Source organism: Chryseobacterium shigense, assembly GCF_014207845.1.
Taxonomy (GTDB): domain Bacteria; phylum Bacteroidota; class Bacteroidia; order Flavobacteriales; family Weeksellaceae; genus Chryseobacterium; species Chryseobacterium shigense_A.
Genome location: NZ_JACHLC010000009.1, coordinates 23097 through 42886, shown reverse-complemented (window position 1 = coordinate 42886; position 19790 = coordinate 23097). Strand labels below are relative to the sequence as shown.

Annotated in this window: 19 protein-coding genes and 1 tRNA gene; 7 read left to right on the top strand and 13 right to left on the bottom strand. The window is 34.5% G+C overall.

Translation table 11 applies throughout. The features are described from left to right. A partial coding sequence (locus HNP36_RS18975) for a hypothetical protein (RefSeq protein WP_228456444.1) occupies nt 1–496 on the top strand: 496 nt, incomplete at its 5' end. A gap of 85 nt (nt 497–581) precedes the next feature. Here the strand turns inward: HNP36_RS18975 and HNP36_RS18970 are convergent. Next, complete coding sequence (locus HNP36_RS18970) at nt 582–1202, bottom strand: hypothetical protein (protein ID WP_184167686.1); 621 nt, start codon at nt 1200–1202, stop codon at nt 582–584. 542 nt (nt 1203–1744) lie between these two features. Here HNP36_RS18970 and HNP36_RS18965 point away from each other — a divergent pair. Genes HNP36_RS18965 through HNP36_RS18955 form a run of 3 tightly spaced genes read left to right on the top strand, consistent with a single transcriptional unit; the run spans nt 1745 to nt 5196 of the window. Then, a complete protein-coding gene (locus tag HNP36_RS18965; RefSeq protein WP_184167683.1) occupies nt 1745–2674 on the top strand; it encodes a hypothetical protein in 930 nt (309 codons plus the stop codon). A gap of 1 nt (nt 2675) precedes the next feature. Next, on the top strand, nt 2676–3155 hold the full coding sequence (locus HNP36_RS18960) for a hypothetical protein (protein ID WP_184167680.1): 480 nt from the start codon (nt 2676–2678) through the stop codon (nt 3153–3155). Further along, nucleotides 3142–5196: an ATP-binding protein gene (locus HNP36_RS18955; RefSeq protein WP_184167677.1), complete on the top strand. Its 2055-nt coding sequence runs from the start codon at nt 3142–3144 to the stop codon at nt 5194–5196. The genes HNP36_RS18960 and HNP36_RS18955 overlap by 14 nt, the downstream gene beginning before the upstream one ends. Before the next feature lie 303 nt (nt 5197–5499). On the opposite strand, the gene HNP36_RS18950 is transcribed toward HNP36_RS18955, so the two are convergent. The 11 genes from HNP36_RS18950 to HNP36_RS18900 all read right to left on the bottom strand — a co-directional run bounded on the left by HNP36_RS18950 (nt 5500) and on the right by HNP36_RS18900 (nt 15983). Then, nucleotides 5500–5575 (bottom strand) — tRNA-His (locus HNP36_RS18950). A 35-nt stretch (nt 5576–5610) separates the two neighbouring features. Further along, the gene (gene bshB1, locus HNP36_RS18945; protein WP_184167674.1) at nt 5611–6330 is read right to left on the bottom strand and encodes a bacillithiol biosynthesis deacetylase BshB1; all 720 of its coding nucleotides are present in this window, start codon (nt 6328–6330) and stop codon (nt 5611–5613) included. An 82-nt stretch (nt 6331–6412) separates the two neighbouring features. Continuing rightward, the gene (locus tag HNP36_RS18940) at nt 6413–8062 is read right to left on the bottom strand and encodes a tetratricopeptide repeat protein (RefSeq protein ID WP_184167671.1); all 1650 of its coding nucleotides are present in this window, start codon (nt 8060–8062) and stop codon (nt 6413–6415) included. Nucleotides 8063–8152: 90 nt separating this feature from the next. Next, nucleotides 8153–9025 (bottom strand): PstS family phosphate ABC transporter substrate-binding protein, encoded by an 873-nt coding sequence (locus HNP36_RS18935; RefSeq protein ID WP_184167668.1) that lies wholly within the window; start codon nt 9023–9025, stop codon nt 8153–8155. Further along, on the bottom strand, nt 9015–9212 hold the full coding sequence (locus HNP36_RS18930) for a DUF308 domain-containing protein (protein WP_184167665.1): 198 nt from the start codon (nt 9210–9212) through the stop codon (nt 9015–9017). Before HNP36_RS18930 ends, HNP36_RS18935 begins: the two co-directional genes overlap by 11 nt. A gap of 76 nt (nt 9213–9288) precedes the next feature. Further along, nucleotides 9289–10128: an energy transducer TonB gene (locus tag HNP36_RS18925; RefSeq protein WP_184167663.1), complete on the bottom strand. Its 840-nt coding sequence runs from the start codon at nt 10126–10128 to the stop codon at nt 9289–9291. 23 nt (nt 10129–10151) lie between these two features. Next, a complete protein-coding gene (locus HNP36_RS18920) occupies nt 10152–10724 on the bottom strand; it encodes an ExbD/TolR family protein (RefSeq protein ID WP_184167660.1) in 573 nt (190 codons plus the stop codon). A 15-nt stretch (nt 10725–10739) separates the two neighbouring features. After that, on the bottom strand, nt 10740–11342 hold the full coding sequence (locus tag HNP36_RS18915; protein ID WP_184167657.1) for an ExbD/TolR family protein: 603 nt from the start codon (nt 11340–11342) through the stop codon (nt 10740–10742). Nucleotides 11343–11404: 62 nt separating this feature from the next. Then, complete coding sequence (locus tag HNP36_RS18910) at nt 11405–12268, bottom strand: MotA/TolQ/ExbB proton channel family protein (RefSeq protein ID WP_048502767.1); 864 nt, start codon at nt 12266–12268, stop codon at nt 11405–11407. 240 nt (nt 12269–12508) lie between these two features. After that, the gene (gene leuS / locus HNP36_RS18905) at nt 12509–15322 is read right to left on the bottom strand and encodes a leucine--tRNA ligase (RefSeq protein WP_184167655.1); all 2814 of its coding nucleotides are present in this window, start codon (nt 15320–15322) and stop codon (nt 12509–12511) included. Between the two features lie 190 nt (nt 15323–15512). Beyond that, nucleotides 15513–15983 carry a lipocalin family protein gene (locus HNP36_RS18900; protein ID WP_184167652.1) on the bottom strand — a complete coding sequence of 157 codons (471 nt, stop codon included), beginning with the start codon at nt 15981–15983 and terminating at the stop codon, nt 15513–15515. A gap of 198 nt (nt 15984–16181) precedes the next feature. On the opposite strand from HNP36_RS18900, the gene HNP36_RS18895 reads away from it, so the two are divergent. From HNP36_RS18895 to HNP36_RS18885, 3 genes are read left to right on the top strand one after another with little or no spacing between them, the layout of a single operon-like run. Continuing rightward, entirely contained in the window at nt 16182–17159 is a 978-nt protein-coding gene (locus HNP36_RS18895) for an acyltransferase family protein (RefSeq protein ID WP_184167649.1), read from the top strand. Nucleotides 17160–17182: 23 nt separating this feature from the next. Continuing rightward, on the top strand, nt 17183–17938 hold the full coding sequence (locus tag HNP36_RS18890) for a glycosyltransferase family 2 protein (protein ID WP_184167646.1): 756 nt from the start codon (nt 17183–17185) through the stop codon (nt 17936–17938). Continuing rightward, nucleotides 17938–18564 carry a deoxyuridine 5'-triphosphate nucleotidohydrolase gene (locus HNP36_RS18885; protein WP_184167643.1) on the top strand — a complete coding sequence of 209 codons (627 nt, stop codon included), beginning with the start codon at nt 17938–17940 and terminating at the stop codon, nt 18562–18564. The genes HNP36_RS18890 and HNP36_RS18885 overlap by 1 nt, the downstream gene beginning before the upstream one ends. Here the strand turns inward: HNP36_RS18885 and HNP36_RS18880 are convergent. Next, nucleotides 18556–19788: a 3-deoxy-D-manno-octulosonic acid transferase gene (locus tag HNP36_RS18880; RefSeq protein ID WP_184167640.1), complete on the bottom strand. Its 1233-nt coding sequence runs from the start codon at nt 19786–19788 to the stop codon at nt 18556–18558. The genes HNP36_RS18885 and HNP36_RS18880 overlap by 9 nt on opposite strands. Nucleotides 19789–19790 lie beyond the last annotated feature (2 nt).

Genomic DNA, 19790 nt, shown 5'->3' with positions numbered 1-19790 from the left:
AAGGGCCAAAAAGTTATTAACAATTTTAGCCCAAAAATTGAAAAAAAATATCTTAAATTTTGTTAAATACTGTCCTAAGGATGGGGAGTATTATAGTATATCAAAGAAATTTGAATCAGAGTTTGGGTCTGATTTTAAAGGAATAAGTATTTTGTTTTTAGAAGGTATTTTTAATCTTAATAAGGGAGACATACCATATAAAGAATTGAATTTGATTGAAACTGATTTTTTTATAAAGAATTATCCTCGAACAGTTGAACTTGAATTGGAAAGAATGAATCATCTTTCTTCTTTTTTTGAAAGATGTGTAATCTATGATGGGGGATCAAGAACTTTTGAGCCGAGTTTATATTTAAAAAACCTAACAAATTATTGGATGAATTTATATGAATTATCAAGTTCTATAGATATTGACAATTTCCTACAAAATAGAACAGATTTATTTAATGAAGCTACCCTTCAAAATAACGATTATCTATACTCCCAAATATTTTAAGACTTCCCATTTGGACGAAACTATTAAGTTGGTGCTTACACAGATGAAGAAGCTCAAGTTTTTGAGGGTGAAGTAAGAAACTTCCCTACTTTTTTAAACTTTCTTCCTTTCTGATATTTGTATAATCTGATTTATTACCTCCATGAAATAATACAAAAAGACCTAATGAAACTGACGCAATAACAATTATTATAACCATTTTTTTTATAACTGTGAAATCGTTATAATTCTTAATAAAATCTCTAATAATACTATTTTCTAAGCATAGATCTAAAATTAATAACAAAACTACCGTGAAACAAAGATACTTTTGATTTAAATCTGATTTTATATCATCTTTGTAATCCTTAACATAGCTATACATCGTTGGATTGTTGGTTTTTACTGCTGTGTTAAGTAATTCAGATGGTGTATAATAATTCCTGCTTATTTCGTAATCGTTATAGCTATCCTTATTGTTTTTTGGAACAAGTATCCAAATGAACTGAAGAACACGATAAATGATTATAGAAGTAAGGATAAACGTAGTCTGAACCATAAAAATCAATAAAGCTTCGCTAATCTTTAAATCAGAAAATATTTCACTATAAGTTTTATCTATAAAAAACAATCCTACAATATCCGCTGTTAATAACCAACTTGTCAGTATTAATAACCAATAAAAAAGTTTACTAAAATCTTCAAAATATTTGTACAGAGAATTCATATAAATTTATATTAGAAAAAAAATAGAAATTATTATTAATGTTTCACTTTGACTACTTAAATTATTTCTTTATCATATAATATTTTACATTTCTATTATAGTTTTGAGACAGATTTTTGTTTATTGTTTTTCACAACTATTTATTCATTAAAAATAAACTCCTTGTCGAATATTAGAAATTAAGAATACTTATCAACATTTGTTATATACTAGTTAGTGATTTAAAAAATCTTATTTGAAATCAAATATACTGAATTTTGAAATTTTTACAACTTGTAAGTAAAAAATTATAACTCCAAAGTGTGAATCAATTTGCGCCTATTTCAAACCTATTAATTACATCAATCCCACTTTAATAAAAGAATATTTCATTTTCAAAGAGCCATTCTTCATTTCATTATTTTATATCATCAAATAAACAAATAAATTTTATTTAAAATTTACACTAACTACAAATTATTTTTTTCAAAAAAATCAATATCTAACATTTTTTGGCCTTTCTTTAGTGAAATTTTATTAAATTTAACATTTAATTCGTTTTAATGATAAAGACTGAATTTGGAACATTTGATGGAGATAAATGGGAATCTATAAGTCAAATATGTTTTAAACAAAATTTTAGAGAAGAAGGATATCAGGAAGTAAAAGCTACTCCAGGAGATTATGGCATTGAAGGTTTTACAAGAACTGGAAAAGTTTTTCAATGTTATTGTCCTGACGAATTATATTCAAATTCTGAATTATATATAAAACATAGAGACAAGATTACTACTGACTTAAATAAACTCAAAACTTATGAAAGTCAATTAAAGAAATTTTTAGGAGAAACAAAGATCAATAAATGGTATTTTGTCACTCCAATTTATGGAAAAAATGATATTGTTTCTCATTGCACTTCTAAACGTGATGAAGTTAAGTCTTGGGGGTTATCAATTGTCGATAATGATAATTTTGAAGTAATTTTTGAAGATATTAATTTTCTACATCCACATTTAGCACTCGCTTTAGATGCCACCAATCAAAAAATAAACTTATCTCCAAATCAATCTGTAACAGAAACAGATAAATTGAAGTGGAAAGGCAAGCAGATTTCACTGGTTAAAAATGCTCAAAGAAAGCATTCTTTAAGGTTTGATGGCACAACACCTGATGTTGATAAGAAAGTTGATAGATTGACAGAATTGACAATAGCTTCTTTCTTGGAAGGAAATATATTATTGAGGATTTGGCAAAATGAATATCCCACTGAGTATGAAAAATTTTTATCTATTGTAAGTTTGATTGAAAATGAAGTTATTGAAAAATGTATGTTTCCTACACAAGATAAAAATGAATTATATTTTAGTTTTAAGAGTTTGGTAGAAGAAAAATTAAATGTAGCTTTTCCAAAATTAGAACAAGAGATGATTATGAATCTAACAAATCAGGTACTTGCAGATTGGATTTTGCGATGTCCAATAAATTTTGAGTAAGATGAAAAAAAATGGAATAAAAGATATAACATTTTCTAAAAAGCCTATTTCAATTCCTGCTGATTATAGACCTATGTATAAAATAGCTCAAATAGTAATGATTTTGTCAGTTACTTGTATAGGTAATAAATGCAGTTTATTAAAGTTACATTTATTGAGTTGGGCTTTAAAAGATGATGAAAATAAAGTTAAGGTTTTAGAACTAATAAAAAACAACTATGATCCAGATATTGCAGTTTGGGGAATTGAACCAGCACTCAATAGAGCCCTTTTATTTTGTGTAGCTGAGTGTATTTGCATTATAGAACATGGGAAATATTTATTAACAAAAAAAGGAGAAGAATTTTTTCAATTAATTGTTAAAGCTGATGTTTTTAAAGAAGAGTTTATATTTTTAAATTTTATAGGTAAACGAAAAATAACAGATAATAGAATAGAATCTATTTCAAATAAATGGTCATTATTCAATGTTAAAAATTAATAAAATAAAATTTGAAGTAAATACAAGCTCAGGATTGTATGGATCAAAATACGAATTCAGCAATGGTCTAAACATTATTAGAGCTGACAATACTAGCGGTAAAAGTAGTCTTTTTCAAGCAATTACTTATTGCTTAGGATTTGAAGAAATCATTGGTGGCAGAAATGAAAAAACCATGCAATCTGTTTTTAGAGACCAAGTTGAATATCCAAAAGATTCCTTTCACAAAGTTATTCAATCTTTTGTTTATTTAGAAATTGAAAATAGCGAAAAAGAGATCATTACAATTAAAAGAAGTGTGATTAGTAATTCTGATAGAAAACCTCAGTTAGTAGATGTTTATTTTGGGAAATTAATTGATGATTCGGAAAATATTATTCCTGAATCTAAGCCTATGTACATCCATGACAAAGGAGGCGCTACCGATGAAATATATGGTTTCCATCTCTTTTTGGAAAATTTTTTAAACTGGAGTTTGCCCAATGTTTTAACAAACTCTGGAGATTCAAAAAAATTATATATTCAACAAGTTGCTTCATCATTCATGATAGAGCAAAAATCAGGTTGGTCAGATTTCTTTGCTACAATGCCACATTTTAGCTTAAGTAATAAAGAAGCTAGAGCAATTGAGTTTCTATTGAACCTTGATGTTACCGAGAACAAGAAAAGAAAGCAACAAATAACATTTAATAAAAGAATAATTGAAGATAAGTGGTCAACTTTAAATAATCAATTTATTAGACTGGCAGAAAAAGGAGGTGGTAGAATTAGTGGCATTGAACAAAAACCTGTTATTATCAATGACTATAGTAGATTGAATATTTTACTAACTAAAGATGAAGGAGAACACACAATTTCTGATTATATTGATTTGCAGGTTGATGAGTTAAATAATTTACAAACTAAATCCGTGTTTTCAGTTGGTCAAAATATTTCAAATGATGAAGACCAGCTCGAAAAATTGAATAATTTCATCAATAAGCTATCTATAAATTATGAATTACTATCAACGGAATTAAGTTTTGATATAGACCGATTAAGCAGTTATAGATCGCAATTATCATTATTAAAAAGTGATTTGAGAAAAAACAAGGGAGCTTTAAAGGTAAAAAATTTAGGTGCTGATTTCAATTTAAAAACTTCTACTGAAATATGCCCAACATGCAACCAAGAAATTAATGATTCTCTATTGCCTTTGGAGGTTGAGCAAATTCCAATGCGTCTAGAAGATAATATTGATTTTATTGATGCTCAGATTAAAATGATTAGTGTCTATATTGAAGGGCAGGAAAAAACTATAAATGAAAAAGAAAAAAGAATAGATTTTTTCAAAACAAAATTATCCGAAGCAAGAACCAATGTCAGGCTAATAAAAAAAGAACTAGTTTCTGATGAAAGACTTCCCTCTATTATTGAAATTGAAAATAGATTAAATCTTAAAAAAAGAATAGAATTTTATAATAAATTCCTTGAGGATTTCAACGAATTGGTTAGCCAATTAAAAGAGCTCTCAAAACAATGGGAAAAAATTATTAGTGATGAAAGTAATTTACCAACCAACTTTTTTTCAATTAATGATAATGAAAAATTACAGTTTTTGGAGCTGAAATTTAAAGCACTTCTAAAAGAATTCAATTACACAAGTCAGCAAAGTGAATTTATTAAAATTTCAAGAGAGAATTATTTACCCGTTATAAGTAAGCCTTTTGGAGAAGAAACAAAAGATTATAATATACGATTTGACTCGTCAGGAAGTGATTTCATTAGATGTATTTGGGCTTATACATTTAGCTTACTTGATACTTCAATTAAGTTTGATGGAAATCATCCTAGACTTATTATGATGGACGAACCCAAACAACAAGATGCTGCAATTGAGAATTTTCATAGTTTCTTAAAAACAATTTCAAAACATAAAGAGTCTCAAATTTTAATTTTTGCTTCCTTTGAAAACTCCGACGAAGCTTTTAATACAGCAACAAAAGGAGTAGATTTTAATTTGATTTATATTGAAGACAAATTAATAAAGCCTATTACTTAGACTACTCTATATTAACAATTTGTAAGTAAAATAATCATTAAAAATATAATAACCTATAGTGGGGATCGAATCACTTCTTCTTAATCCCTTTCTAATAAAGGAATTTTTCATTTTTATTAGGGAACTTTTATACGATTTTACCCCTTTCGGTTCGATATTGAACGAAAAAAATACACTAAAAAAATCAGCAATATCGAACCGCTTTTTTGCGATTTATTAATTTTTGTAAGTGTTTGAAATCTAAACAAATATAAGGTTTATTTAAAGAGAAATCCCGCTTAAAAAAGCGGGATGACCTATGATGGGTGAATGATGGGTCTCGAACCCACGACCTTCGGAACCACAATCCGACGCTCTAACCAACTGAGCTACAATCACCGTTTTGTGAGTGCAAATATAGAGAAGATTTTTTAATTACCAAACTATTCCGTCAAAATTTTTCATCGCAATCAACTTCTCAGACGTAAATCCCTCAGCGTAAGTCACTCCCGATAACCTTCCCAAATCCTGTGCCCGGTAAGTCAGACTCTCAAAAAAATCTTTTGTTGCGATAGGAGTAACGGGCTCGTTAGATGTTGGGTCATAGAACTGTGTTTTGAAAGCCATACAAGCCTCAATCTTCTTATCAAGATGTTCTGATATATCGATAACAAATTCCGGTTTGATATCTTTCCACTGGATATAATGAAAAATTTGCTTTGGTCGCCACACTTCCTGGTTTTCTCCTTCCAAAACAGTTACAATTTTTCTCAGTCCGGACAAAAAGCACGCATCTGATACTAATTTTGCGCCTTTTGCATGATCCGGATGTCTATCATCAATTGCATTGGCTAAGACAATTTCAGGCCGGTATTTGCGGATCATTTTTACGATCTCTATCTGGTATTCTTCTGAATTCACTAAAAAACCGTCTTTCATTCCCAGATTTTCCCTTGCAGAAACTCCCAGAATCTTTGCTGCTTCACCCGCTTCCACTTTTCTTGTTTCATCAGTTCCCCTGGTTCCAAGCTCTCCTTTTGTGAGATCTACAATAACGCATGTTTTACCTTCCGAAATCATTTTGGCAATAGTTCCGCCACATCCCAGCTCTACATCATCAGGGTGGGCTCCAAAAGCAAGTATATCTGTTTTCATATTTTCAAAGATAAGATTTAAAATAAAAACTTCCCAAACATTGAGAATGGGAAGTTTTTATATCTGTAATTTAAATTTTAAATTACTTGTTGATTTCTTTATTTAATTTTACAGCATCCTGATAAGTAGGGTCAAGCTGTAAAGATTTAGCTATATAATCTTTGGCTTTAGCTACATCAGTATCTTTATTCATATACGCTACTGCGAAGTAAGCATACGCTAAAGTCTGTTTGTTAGCTTCCTGATCAGCTGGTTTTACCGTGCTGATGAATTTTTCATACGCCAATTTTGCCGCATCATTATTTCCTGCCTGCTGATAAGAATATCCCTGGCTGTAATAAGCCGGAGCCCAATCAGGAAGAAGAGCACTCATTTTCTGCCAAGTAAGTACAGCACCGTTCCAGTTTTTAGCATCTTGGTAAGCGGTTGCCAATTTAAACAGAGAGTCTGAATCTTCTTTATTAGCAGCAACTTTCTTTTTCAATGCTTCAATTTCAGGAGTAGTAGGTCCTTTGTCTGCCTCAGTTTGAGAAGCACCACCACCTGCAATATTAGCAAGTTCTATATCCCACTTCATTGTTTCATCCTTAGCTGCTTTAGCAATAGCAACTTTCTGCTGTGCTTCTGTATTTAAAGCCGCTTTCTTAGCTGCATCAGTTTCAGTTTTGGCTAAACCTGCTGCAATAAGTCCCTGAAGACCCTGATCAGCCGGCTGGATTCTTGTTTTTTCAGCCTGAGATACGAAAGTATCCATATTCTGTTTTGCTTCAGCATAGTTTCCGTCTGCATAAGACTGATAAGCTCTTAATTTAAACTTGATAGGATCATCAATTTTATCAAAGATTTTATCTAATACTGTTTTAGAGTTTGCGTAATCTTCATTAGTGAAATATAGTTTAGCAATTTCTAACTGAGTATATGGATCTTCGTCAGCATATTTTGTATAGTTGATAAGATCCTGTGTAGCTTTTGCGTTCTGCTGATATCTGATATCGTAAGAAGCTAAAGCCTTATATGCAGGTGCATACGTTGCATCTACACCAATTGCTTTATCAATACTTTGTTTAGCCTGCTGCCATTGTTGTGCTGCCATCCATAAAGTAGCCATTCTTGTATAAACAGATGCTTTATTCTTAGCTAATGGAAGTGCTTTATCATAAGCAGACATAGCCTCACCAGGCGCTCTTTTTAATCTGTAAGCATCTCCAAGTGTATAATAATAGTGAGCAGGAACTCCTTTTTTCTCAGCTTTCTCAATAGCTTTTGTTAAAAACTGGATAGCTGCGTCCGGAGCACTGTTTTTCTCAAATAAAGTTAAAGCTTCAGCTCCTCTGAATAGTACTTCAGCATCTTTTTCCTTAGAATCTGCAACAATTTTCTGAATTTCAGCAATTGCGCTTTTATCTCCTTTACCTAATTTTACAGTAGCCAATCCTATTTTGTTAAGATAGCTTTTATTGTCAACAGCCAAACCTTTGTTAAAACTTTCTGTAGCTTTAGCATAATCAGGTTCACCTTGTTTCAGGTAAGTATTTCCTAAATAGAAGTAATTTTCTGCTGTAGGCGCTTTGGCAATCATTTCCGTAAAATTGGTTTTAGCCTGTGCGTACTTATCACTGTCTATACTGTTGATACCGTCCTGCAACGTCTGTGCAGTAGCTAAACCGGAAAAAAATACTACGGCTGCTCCAAAAGCAATTTTCTTTACATTCATAATCATTATATCTTTCATTTTATATTTTTCTGTATTTTGAGTTATATGTTCCACAATTTTTGGACCAAAATATATTTTTTAAAGGGGTATGTATTATTTTAATATTTTTTAACGCATTTGTACTTCCCTTTTATATATATTATAGGGCTGTAAACCTTCTTTCTGCACGATCATCTGACCTAGCTGCGTACATGAATACCTGATAAATCCGTTAGCAATATTAAAGTTTCCTTCATTGGTTAAAAAATAAAGAACGCGGGTAAAAGGATAGGTCATTTCACGAAGATTAGTATTATCAACCGTATAGATTTTTCCTTCATTTTCTATCGGAAGAATCTTCACCATATCTCTTAGCTTCTCGGAAGTCTTATCATAAGGGCGACTGAATGTATTAAGGCCGATAACGCCTATTTTATCAGGATATTTCCCTAGTTCTTCAATAATGTTCTGGTTTCCTGGAATGATAGAAAATTTCAGGTCTTTAGGCTGTTTTTTCAATTTCTGGGCAACAAAATTAAGGTTGCTAGAGTTTGTTCCGTCAAAAATAAAATTCTTGGCATCGGATTCTAATCCATTTTTAATTTCATCCATTGAAATACTCTGCTTCGGGGAATCTTTTGGAACGACAAATACTACTGCGTCTGCGGCAAATTTAGCGGGAAGAAACTTCAGGTCTACCTGCTCTTCATAAGCTTTTTTCTCTTCCGGAGTGAGATCTCTGGACATAACTGTTATTCTTGCCTTGTCTTTCAACAGGTCAAGGAAAGCCAGGTCTTCTTTCTTGGTTACTATTTTGATGTGGGTTTCCGGGTAATTGATCATATATCCGTCCGCCAATGCTTCGGTAACACTTTTAAAAGACTCATCAGTAAGTATGGTAAGATCTCCTTTGTGATAAGAGGGAGATTTATCTTCTTTTTTGCAGCTTACAGCAATGATGCTCACCAGGGAAAGCAACGTAATCTTCAAACTATTTCTCATCCCTTGAATCTTTAATTCTTGAAATTGCTCTATAGATTCTAAATATTCCATAAAGAATAAGCACTGCACCCATCGCATAAGCAATGACAGGCTCCAAAACCGTAAAGAAAAATTTGTAGATAATAACTACAACTCCCAATACGATATAAAATAATCCTGTAACTAAGGATAACCAATTGAACATCATGTAACAAAAATACCAAAAAAAATAAAAAAGAGAAGCATATGCTTCTCTTTTTTATTTATATGTTGAATAATAAGTCTTATTCAAAGTTCATCGTAAATGGTACGCTATAGTAAGATCTAACGCTCTCCCCGTTTCTCTTCGCAGGAGTCCATTTTTTAAGTTTCTTAACTACACGAATTGCTTCATTGTTGAAGTCGCTATTTGGAGATTTCTCTTCAATAGTAACTGCTGAAACAGTTCCATCTTTTTCTACAACGAACTTAAGCTTGGCTTTAAGTGTACCTTCACCTCCTTCCATTAAAGAAGTATCAAAGTTTTCCCCAAGGAACTTTCTCAATGCTCCCATACCTCCAGGATATTCTGCAGACTGGTCTACATCTTTGTAGATCTCATTAGGGTTATTTGTTTTTACTTCCGCAGTACTGGCTTTAGTTCCAGTAGACGGTGGTGGTGGCGGTGGTGTATAAGCCGGAGCTTTCACCCCTTCCTGATTATTTAACCCGGTCGTTGTTTCTAACTGCTTAGAAATTGGCGGCGGCGGAGTTTCAATCTTAGGAGCTTTTACAGGCTCAGGAACTACGTTCTGAATCACCTCAATTTTTTCCTCTTCTTTCGGAGGAGGTGGTGGAGGTGGTTCTTCTTCTTTTGGTTGCTCAATGATTGGCTCATCTTCAATAATGTTTACCAAATCTGCCTTCACTTCTTGCTTAGGCGGTTCAGTAAGTCTCTTAATGGTAAGATAAATAAAAGGAGACAAAGCCGCAACCAGGAATAATGCCGTTCCAACAATAAAAGATTTTGTCAGAAGTCTTGGATACTGATGTCTCAGATCATAGGCACCATATTCCTTGTTTCTATTTTCAAATACAATCTCATCTAAAGTAAGATTCTGATTGTATACATTTTCATCTGCCATAGATATACAATTTTATGGTTAAATTACTTTGTAGCTGGTGCAGCCGCAGCTCCATTATTCCCAACTTTTCTATCATAAATAACCTTTTCCCAAGGCTTCACATCGGTTACCCCGTACTGTTCGCTTTTGGTAATGGCCATTTCATCAAGAATATCTACAAAGTTTTTATATACAGCATCGTCAGTCGGCTTGATAATAACAGTAAATTTTGTTTTGTCAGCTGCGCCTGCTCTTGCTTTCTCAATTATTTTTCTAATTCCTTCTCTATCGTAAGTGGTTTCATTAAGATTCTGATCAGTTAAAGATGTAGGATCCTGCTGATGCCAAAATATCTTATTGTCTTTACCCAATAATAAGGAAATTGAGTTAGAAAGTTTAATTTCTGTTGGAGGTGGTTTCGGCTGGTCCTTTTTAGGTTTTGCCGGAAGTCCCAAATCCATTACATTCGGTTTAGAGAATGTGGTTGTGAACATAAAGAAGGTAATCAATAGAAAACCCAAGTCCACCATCGGAGTCATATCTACTCTGGTATTCTGCTTCTTGGAACGGACTTTGCCGCCCTTGCCGCCTTTTTCCTGTACTTGTACTTCTGCCATTTCTAAATGATATTATTATGGTTTACCTTCTTGTGATGTAATCAACCAGAATTTAAGAAAATCAATATCTCTTAAACCTTCAAATAGGCTTTTAACTTTTGGATACTGAGTGGTAACGTCTCCTTTGATTGCTAATTTGTAATCAGGATTTACGCTCAAACTCTGCTGTACCCAGTCTACTAACTGCTTATTTGTGCTATCCATAGGAATCCCTGTAGGACTCTTGAAACTCTTCTGATCCTCATCTGACAAATCGAGATAGCTTTTAAGTTGGCTCATAGGAACCCCAATTGCTTGTACTTTCTGAAATGCAGCTTTTTGCTGGTTGCTAAAAGTCATATTATACTTTTGCCCCATTTTGTCTAAAAGCTGTAATCTCTCTGATGCATTGTCTACCGGCTGGAAATAGAACTTTCCTTCAGGAGTCGCGTTGATGGTCATCAAACTTGCATCAGGAAGTAACTTCTCTGATATTGAAGATGGCGGTTTAATCTGCTCCACGTCAGGTTTTTTAAACTGAGTGGTCAAGATAAAGAACGTAAGTAGCAGGAAAGCAACGTCACACATTGCCGTCATATCCGTCACTACTCCATGTCTTTTTGGTTTGACTCTCGCCATTGTTTTGAATTATTTAAATATTAAACTTCTTTTAATTGAATGCAAATTCCTTGCTAAAATTCTTAGTTGAATTCAGCGAAAGACTGCTGGATGCTCATAGCGATCTCATCGATCTTATAAGTTAATCCGTCAATTTTAGATGTAAAGAAGTTATAAAGGATAATCGCGATAGCTGAAGTACCAATACCTAACGCCGTGTTGATCAAGGCTTCAGAGATACCTGTAGAAAGTGCAGCAGCATCTGGAGTACCACCACCTGAACCTAATGCGAAGAATGCTTTGATCATCCCGATTACAGTTCCTAAAAGTGCGATTAGCGTTGCTACAGTACCTAATGTAGAAAGAATCATCATGTTCTTTTCAAGCATTGGCATTTCAAGAGTTGTAGCTTCTTCGATAGCTTTATTAAGCGCTACCATTTTCTGCTCTTTATTTAAAGTAGTATCATGAGAAAGTGCTTTGTAAGTAGTAAGACCTTCTTTCACTACGTTACCTACAGATCCTTGCTGTCTGTCACACTCTTCTAAAGCTTCATCAATTTTGTTTTGATTCAGTAAGCTTCTTACCTGTACTACGAAGTTGTCTAAGTTTCCTTTTCCGGCAGCTTTACCTAGTACGAAATATCTTTCAAAAGAGAAAACGATTACAGTGATCATGAAAGTAATCAAGATTGGTACGATAACCCCTCCTTTGTAGATAATACCTAAAAACGATTCCGGGTGAATGTCTTTTCCTTCAACACTTGAGAAAGCCACAGACCCACTACCTAGTTTTTCTGCATCTTTAAAGTTTCCTGGGTTACCAAGAACGAATAAATAAATACAAACTCCTATAACGAAAAGAATAGGAATAATAACAGCCGGGTTTAAACCTCCTGCTTTTCTAGCAACTACTTGCTCATCATTTTTTGAAACATTCATTTCCATATTTAACTAAATTATATTGTTTTAAAATTTTACAAGGTGTAAATTAAAGGCAAAATTAATTAAAATGCAATAGTCTTAAATAAACATTTTGCATTTTTCTGATAAAGAAATTTTAATACGATTTCGATATAATAATTATTTTTAGATATTTTATTTATTTTTCCCAAATTTAACATTTGAGTTAGAAACTTAAAAAAATAAAACCCTCATTTTTTTTAATTTCCCAATGTTAATTTTTTTTTAAATTACGATATTCACAATACGGTGATGCACTACGATGATTTTTTTAGGGGTCTTCCCTTCTAAAACCGATTGTACTTTTTCATCGGAAATCACCAAATCTTCCACTTCTTTGGCTGATAACTGAGCGGAAAGTGAAATCTTGAACTTCATTTTACCGTTTACACTTACCGGATATTCAATTTCATCTTCTACCAGGTATTCCTCGTTCAATACAGGGAATTTCTCAAATTCAACAGATTCATTATGCCCCAGTAAACTCCAAAGTTCTTCGCAGATGTGTGGCGCATAGGGAGAGATGATAACGGCTAACGGTTCCAAAATATTGCGTTTGTTGCATTTTATTTTCTGCAGCTCGTTCACGGCGATCATAAATGAAGATACAGAGGTATTGAACGAGAAGTTTTCAATATCATAAACCACCTTCTTTATTAAGGTATGCAAAACTTTGTATTCTGCTTTTGTTGGCTCTTCATCGGAAACCTCGAAAGTATCTCCGTTGAAATACAGGTTCCAGAATTTCTTAAGGAATCCATATACTCCGCTAAGTCCTTGTGTATTCCACGGCTTTGACTGCTCCAAAGGTCCTAAGAACATTTCATACAGTCTTAACCCGTCTGCTCCGTATTCTTCACAGATATCGTCAGGGTTTACCACATTGTATTTGGACTTGGACATTTTCTCTACTTCACGGTCTGTAATGTACTTTCCATCTTCCAGAATAAATTCGGCATTGGCATAATCCGGTCTCCAGGCTTTGAAGGCCTCAGTATCCAATTCATCAGAAGTTCCTTTTAATAAGGATACGTCTACATGAATCTTCTGGGTTTGATAATCACCTGCAAGATTTTTGGAGACATATTGGTTGGTTCCATCAATTCTGTACACAAATGCACTCATCCCCAAAATCATTCCCTGATTGATCAATTTCTGGAAAGGCTCATCATTATTAATATATCCTCTGTCTTTTAAGAACATGTTCCAGAAACGGGAATATAATAAGTGACCGGTTGCGTGCTCGCTTCCTCCGATGTATAAATCTACCTGCCCCCAATAATCTGCAAGTTCTTTTTTAACAAAAACTTCCTGATCATTCGGATCCATATATCTTAAGAAATACCATGAGCTTCCTGCCCATCCCGGCATGGTGGATAATTCTAACGGGAATATGGTTTTATCATCAACCCAATCGGTAGAAACAACTTTTTGGCTGGCTTCATCCCAGGCAAATACCTTTGCATTTCCTAATGGCGGGTCTCCGTCTTCGGTAGGAAGATACTTTTCAACTTCAGGAAGCTCCAGCGGCAAAGCGGAAACCGGAAGCGTATAAGGCATTCCTTCCTTATAATATATAGGAACCGGCTCACCCCAGTAACGCTGTCTGGAGAAAATGGCATCACGCTGTCTGTAGTTCGTGGTTCCGTGGCCAATCCCTTTATTTTCGATTTCAGAAATTATTTTTGATTTGGCATCATTATAATTCAATCCGTTTAAGAAATCAGAGTTCACACAAACTGAATCTTTAGAATCGAAAGATTTTTCCTGAACATCTTCATCGGTATCTACTACCTTTTTAATATCAAGGTTAAATTTCCTGGCAAATCTGTGATCACGTTCATCATGTGCAGGAACGGCCATTACAGCACCTGTTCCATATCCCATCAATACATAATCTGAAATATAGATTGGCATTTTCTCGCCACTGAAAGGATTGATTGCATAACTTCCCGTAAAGGCTCCGCTCACATTTTTCACGTCAGACATCCTGTCTCTTTCCGTTTTCTTGGAAGTTTCTTCAATATAAGAATCTACTTCTGCTTTCTGAGCTTCCGTAGTAATGGTATCCACTAAAGGATTTTCAGGGGCCAATACCATAAATGTTGCTCCGAAAATAGTATCAGGTCTGGTGGTGAATACTTCAATAGTTTCATCATGTCCTTCTACCTTAAACTGAACCTGTGCTCCCTGGGATTTCCCGATCCAGTATTCCTGGGAATCTTTAAGGGGCTGCGGCCAGTCTAATGTATTTAATCCCTGTAATAATCTTTCAGAGTAAGCAGAAATCCTCATGCTCCACTGCATCATTTTCTTCTGGAATACAGGGAATCCTCCTCTCTCTGATTTTCCGTCTTTTACCTCATCATTGGCCAGTACGGTTCCCAAAGCCGGGCACCAGTTTACTGTAGTTTCTGCTCTGTAAGCCAGACGGTAATTTAATAGGATATCTTCTTTATCAAGGTCAGAAGACTCTTTCCATTCTTCTGCCGTGAAATTTAATTCGTCATTCTGATTGGCATTCAATCCTTCGGTTCCTTTTTCTTCAAAATGCTGAATTAAGGTATTGACAGGTTCTGCCTTATCTGTATTTTTATTGTACCATGAATGATACAGTTCGATAAAGATCCACTGCGTCCATTTATAATAGGATGCGTCTGAAGTTCTCACTTCCCTGCTCCAGTCGAATGAAAAACCGATCTTTTTCAGCTGCTCTTCATACCTGTTGATATTTTCCTCGGTTGTTATTGCAGGATGCTGCCCCGTCTGGATTGCATACTGTTCAGCAGGAAGACCAAAACTGTCATATCCTACCGGATGAAGAACATTAAATCCCTGGTGTCTTTTATATCTTGCATAAATATCCGATGCAATATATCCCAGCGGATGTCCTACGTGAAGCCCTGCTCCGGATGGATACGGAAACATATCGAGGACATAAAATTTAGGTTTATCTGTGTTATTGGAGGTTTTATAGGTCTGATTGTCCTCCCAGTACTTCTGCCACTTTTTTTCTATCTGCTGATGATCGTAAAACACTTTTATAATAGATGTTAGATGTTAGACTTTAGATTTTAGAGCTAATTTTTCCATTAATTCCAAATCAAGATTCACAAAAATAATGATTTTAAAAGAAATGTAAATTTTAATTTTAGATTAATTCACGAATGCCTTTAACAAAAAAATCCCATCCTGAGATGAGATCTATGTTTAGGTATGAACTATATATTTATTGAGGGATTCTCCTCATTGTAAACGTTCTTGTTTTATATACAGTCGGATCCTGCGTCTCTTCTCTTATGGCAAGGTTCAGGGTTGTGTTATCGAGGGTAATTATTTTCCCATTGGAAGGTTCTACGATCCCCTGATATTTAATCACTATTGTTTTAGCACTTCTATCATAGGTATAGGTAAAGTTCTGATCTGATGTGATAACACATTGTGGCGTTGTCCCTACTTCCCCATTTTTGGTTACTTTCCCTGTCGCTTCAGAGGTAAATCTCCATCTTCCTTCTTTATCACAATCGGTATATGTAATAAGGTCTGAAACAGGCTCCTCACCGGTTTCTACGGTAGTAACTACTTCCTTCAGCGGCTGCCAAACCCCTACAAGAGGATACTCCATTTCCTTATCATCATCATTACACCCTGTAGCTACAAATAATGATAAACCTGCAAATAGTAATGCTAATTTCTTCATAGATAAAATTTTCAAGGCCTAAAATTATAATTTTTTTGATTTATATCACTATTTTTTGTGAAAAATAATTTCGATAAAGTATATTTCTGAAAATTTTAAAAGATTAACCCTTAAAACAGGCGTTATTTAACAAAATATTGAATTCCGGTTTCCTCTCTGTTTTTATTAAAAAAACTATTTTTGCAGAAATAAACAAAAATGCAGAGTATAACGAAAAATAATTTTGACTTCATCCGTGTTCTCCTTGCTTTCATTGTCTTTTTAGGACATTTGGGAACTTTAAGCTACTCCGGTCAGCTTCACTTTTTGTCCCACAGTCCCGTAGAAGTTGCTGTTTTTTCGTTTTTCATCGTCAGTGGATTCCTTATTGCCAGGAGCTACGAGAGATCTTCCAGCCTTAAAAGCTATGCCAAGAAAAGATTCAACAGGATTGTCCCCGCCTATTTACTCGTTGTATTTCTCTGCACTGTTCTTCTGAGTTTGGTAAGTACTCTGTCTTTTTCCGATTATTTTGGCGATATAAAGGTTTATAAGTATCTCTTCTGGAACTCTATTTTCATGAACTTCATGGCGCCTAACCTTCCCGGCGTATTCGGGAACGAGGCTGTAAACGGTGCTCTTTGGACACTTAAAATTGAGATGTGCTTTTACATAGCGGTTCCTCTGATCTTTTTACTGTTCGGAAAAAACAATAAATACAGAAATATCAGCCTGATTGTGTTGTATTTCCTTTCTCTCATATTCCTCAATTATTTCGAAATGACCGGAAGACCTGCCGTATCCAGACAGCTTCCAGGTTCATTATGCTATTTCATTGGCGGAATGCTGGTCTACTTCCATTTTGATCAGTTTATCAAATATAAAAACAGGCTCTTTATGATTGCCATCATAACGGTTTGGATAGACCTTATCCTGCATATCAAGCTGTTCTCTCCGATTATGATCAGTATTATTGTACTCTATATTGCCTATTCATTCAAATTCCTGAATAACTTCGGAAAATACGGAGATTTCACCTATGGTATTTATATATTCCATTTCCCTATTATAAGGGTGTTTGCTACACTCGGACTGTTTGCAAACTACAATCCTTTTTTGATGGGGTTTGTATGTATGCTGGTAGTTATTGGTGTGGGAATTGCATCGTGGCATCTTTATGAGAAAAAATTTTTATAATTTTACACCCAGTAAAAACACAAATGAAAGACCTTGTCTCCATCATAACTCCCTGTTACAATTCTGCTGAATTCATCGAAGAAACGATCCAATCTGTTTTAAACCAAACCTATGAAAACTGGGAATGGCTGATTACTGATGATCTTTCCAAAGACAATACTGTAGAAGTTTTAAGAAAATATAATGACCCAAGGATAAAATTACAGGTCCTTGAGAAAAACGGCGGTGCCGGAAATGCCAGGAACAACAGCCTGGAAAGAGCTACAGGACGGTATATCGCCTTCCTTGATTCTGATGATTTCTGGTATCCAGAATATCTGGAAACCATGACGGATTATATGGAGGAAAACAGCGCAGAACTGGTATACTGTAATTATTCAAGATGTAATGAGCAGCTACAGCCTGTTTTAAAGGATTTTATGGCAGATAAGGTGGTAACCTTTTCCAATCTCCTGAAAACCTGCAGACTGGCACCGGTTTCCACCATGTACGATACCAAAAGAGTCGGAAAATTTCTATTTCCTATAAAAAGCAAGCGTGAAGATCACGTGATGTGGCTGAATCTTTTAAAGGTAATCCCTAAAGGAATGCCTATCAATAAGACACTGGCAAAGTACAGAATGCGTGAAAACAGTGTTTCCCGAAACAAAAAAAATATCATTAAGGATCAGTATCTGGTATACAAAGACTTTATGGGATTCTCCACTGTCAAATCCTTTTATTATACAGCCAATTGGGCTATCAATGGATTCCTAAAATATTCCAAGATCTTTAATTGATGGAATATTCAAAAGAGTTTAAAGCTGCGTTAAGTGCTTTTTCCAGCATAGAAAAAGACCGTCTTATTTTCAGACTGCTGAAAAAGGATAAACTTTTGTCTAAAAAACTGTATTTCGAACTGATCGATCAGGAAACTACCGATGATAAAAGAAATGCAATGGAAGAAAACGTTGCTGAACAGGTTCTCCTGGCTTCAAAATATGTAGGAAACGCCAAATATTTCCTGACCATTATCCGAAAGCTGAGTGCAGAGATAACCGAACACATCAAAATAACCACTGATAAATTTGGGGAAGTTTCACTGAATCTTTTGCTGGTAAACAGAATTCTGGATCATAACAGCGACCTCAGCAGACAAAGATTTGATAATGTTTACAAGCTTTATATCTATATCATTAATAAAGTATTCAAAGCGCTGGTACTAACCAAAAAGCTGGATGAAGATTACTGGATGGAAATTGATGAGCTTCTGAAAGAAACCCGGAATAAAATCTCTGAAAATCATTACCTGCAAAAACTCTGCATCAACAATGGCCTGGATATGAGCTGGCTTGAATCTGATTATATTCCAGAACATATAGAACAGATCATGAAAGACACCAAAAGTCAAGGATTTTTAAGATAAAATTTTCTGCAGAATAAGATTCGTGGCATCCGGCTTTTCTTTTACGAATTTTCTGGCATTGCCGGACATTTCCTGCAGCTCTTCTTCATTATTAAGAAGAAACAATACAAAATCTGCTGCTGCATATTCTTCTGAAAAAGCTTTTCCTCCACCGGCTGTAATAAGATCGTCCGCCTCAGGATTCTTTTTATAATGATCTCCAAAAATCACGGGAGTGCCGAATGTTGCCGCTTCCAGAATATTATGCAGCCCTGCATCATGAAAACCTCCGCCTACCACAGCCACATCTGCATAGGAATAAAGTTTTGACAGTAAACCAATGCTGTCAATGATTAAAATCTGATATTCAGAAACGGGAAGCTTCGGATTTTGTATTTCGCTGTATAATAATGCTTCCGGAAAAATATTTTTCAAATGCTCCACTCTTTTCAAATCATGAGGAGCAATAATTAATTTCAAATCAGCATTCATTCTGAAAACTGTAGCGGCAATTTTTTCCTCAGCCTGCCAGGAGCTACCAAATACAACAGACTGGTGGTCTCCTATAAAATCTGCAATGAACTCAACATGGTTATCTCTTGCCCTAAGCTGTTTCACCCTGTCAAACCTTGTGTCTCCTGTTACTGAAGAGTTCGTCAGGCCAATATTTTTAGCCAATGCAAAAGAAAAAGCGGTCTGGTGAAAAAACCAGTCTACATCTTTTTTGAGCTGCTTCACAAACCATTTTCCATAAGAAGTAAAGAAGGCCTGACTTTCATAAAATAAAGCAGATATCACATAGATCTTTGTCCCCCGATTTTTAAGCCCGGCCAGGAGATGATACCAATAATCATATTTAACCGTAACAAACAGTTCTGTATCAAACCGGGAAATAAATTCTTTTACAGTATTTTTTTTATCAAAAGGAAGATAGCAGATGACATCCGCAATATGTTTCTTTTTTACAACATTTTCATAGCCTGAAGGAGAAAAGAAAGTGACAAGGATTTTATGGCCCGGAAAATTTTCTTTAAGCTTTTCCAAAACAGGAAGTCCCTGTTCATATTCGCCCAGGCTGGCCGCATGCATCCAGATTACTTTATCTGAAGGTAAAAATGCTGCTTTTACTTTATTTAAAGACTGTTTTCTTCCTTCAACGCCTTTTTTAGTTTTATCATTGAACAAAGAAAAAACCTTCATTCCGAAAATGAGGAGACTAATAAATATGTTGTACAGGAAAGCCATCT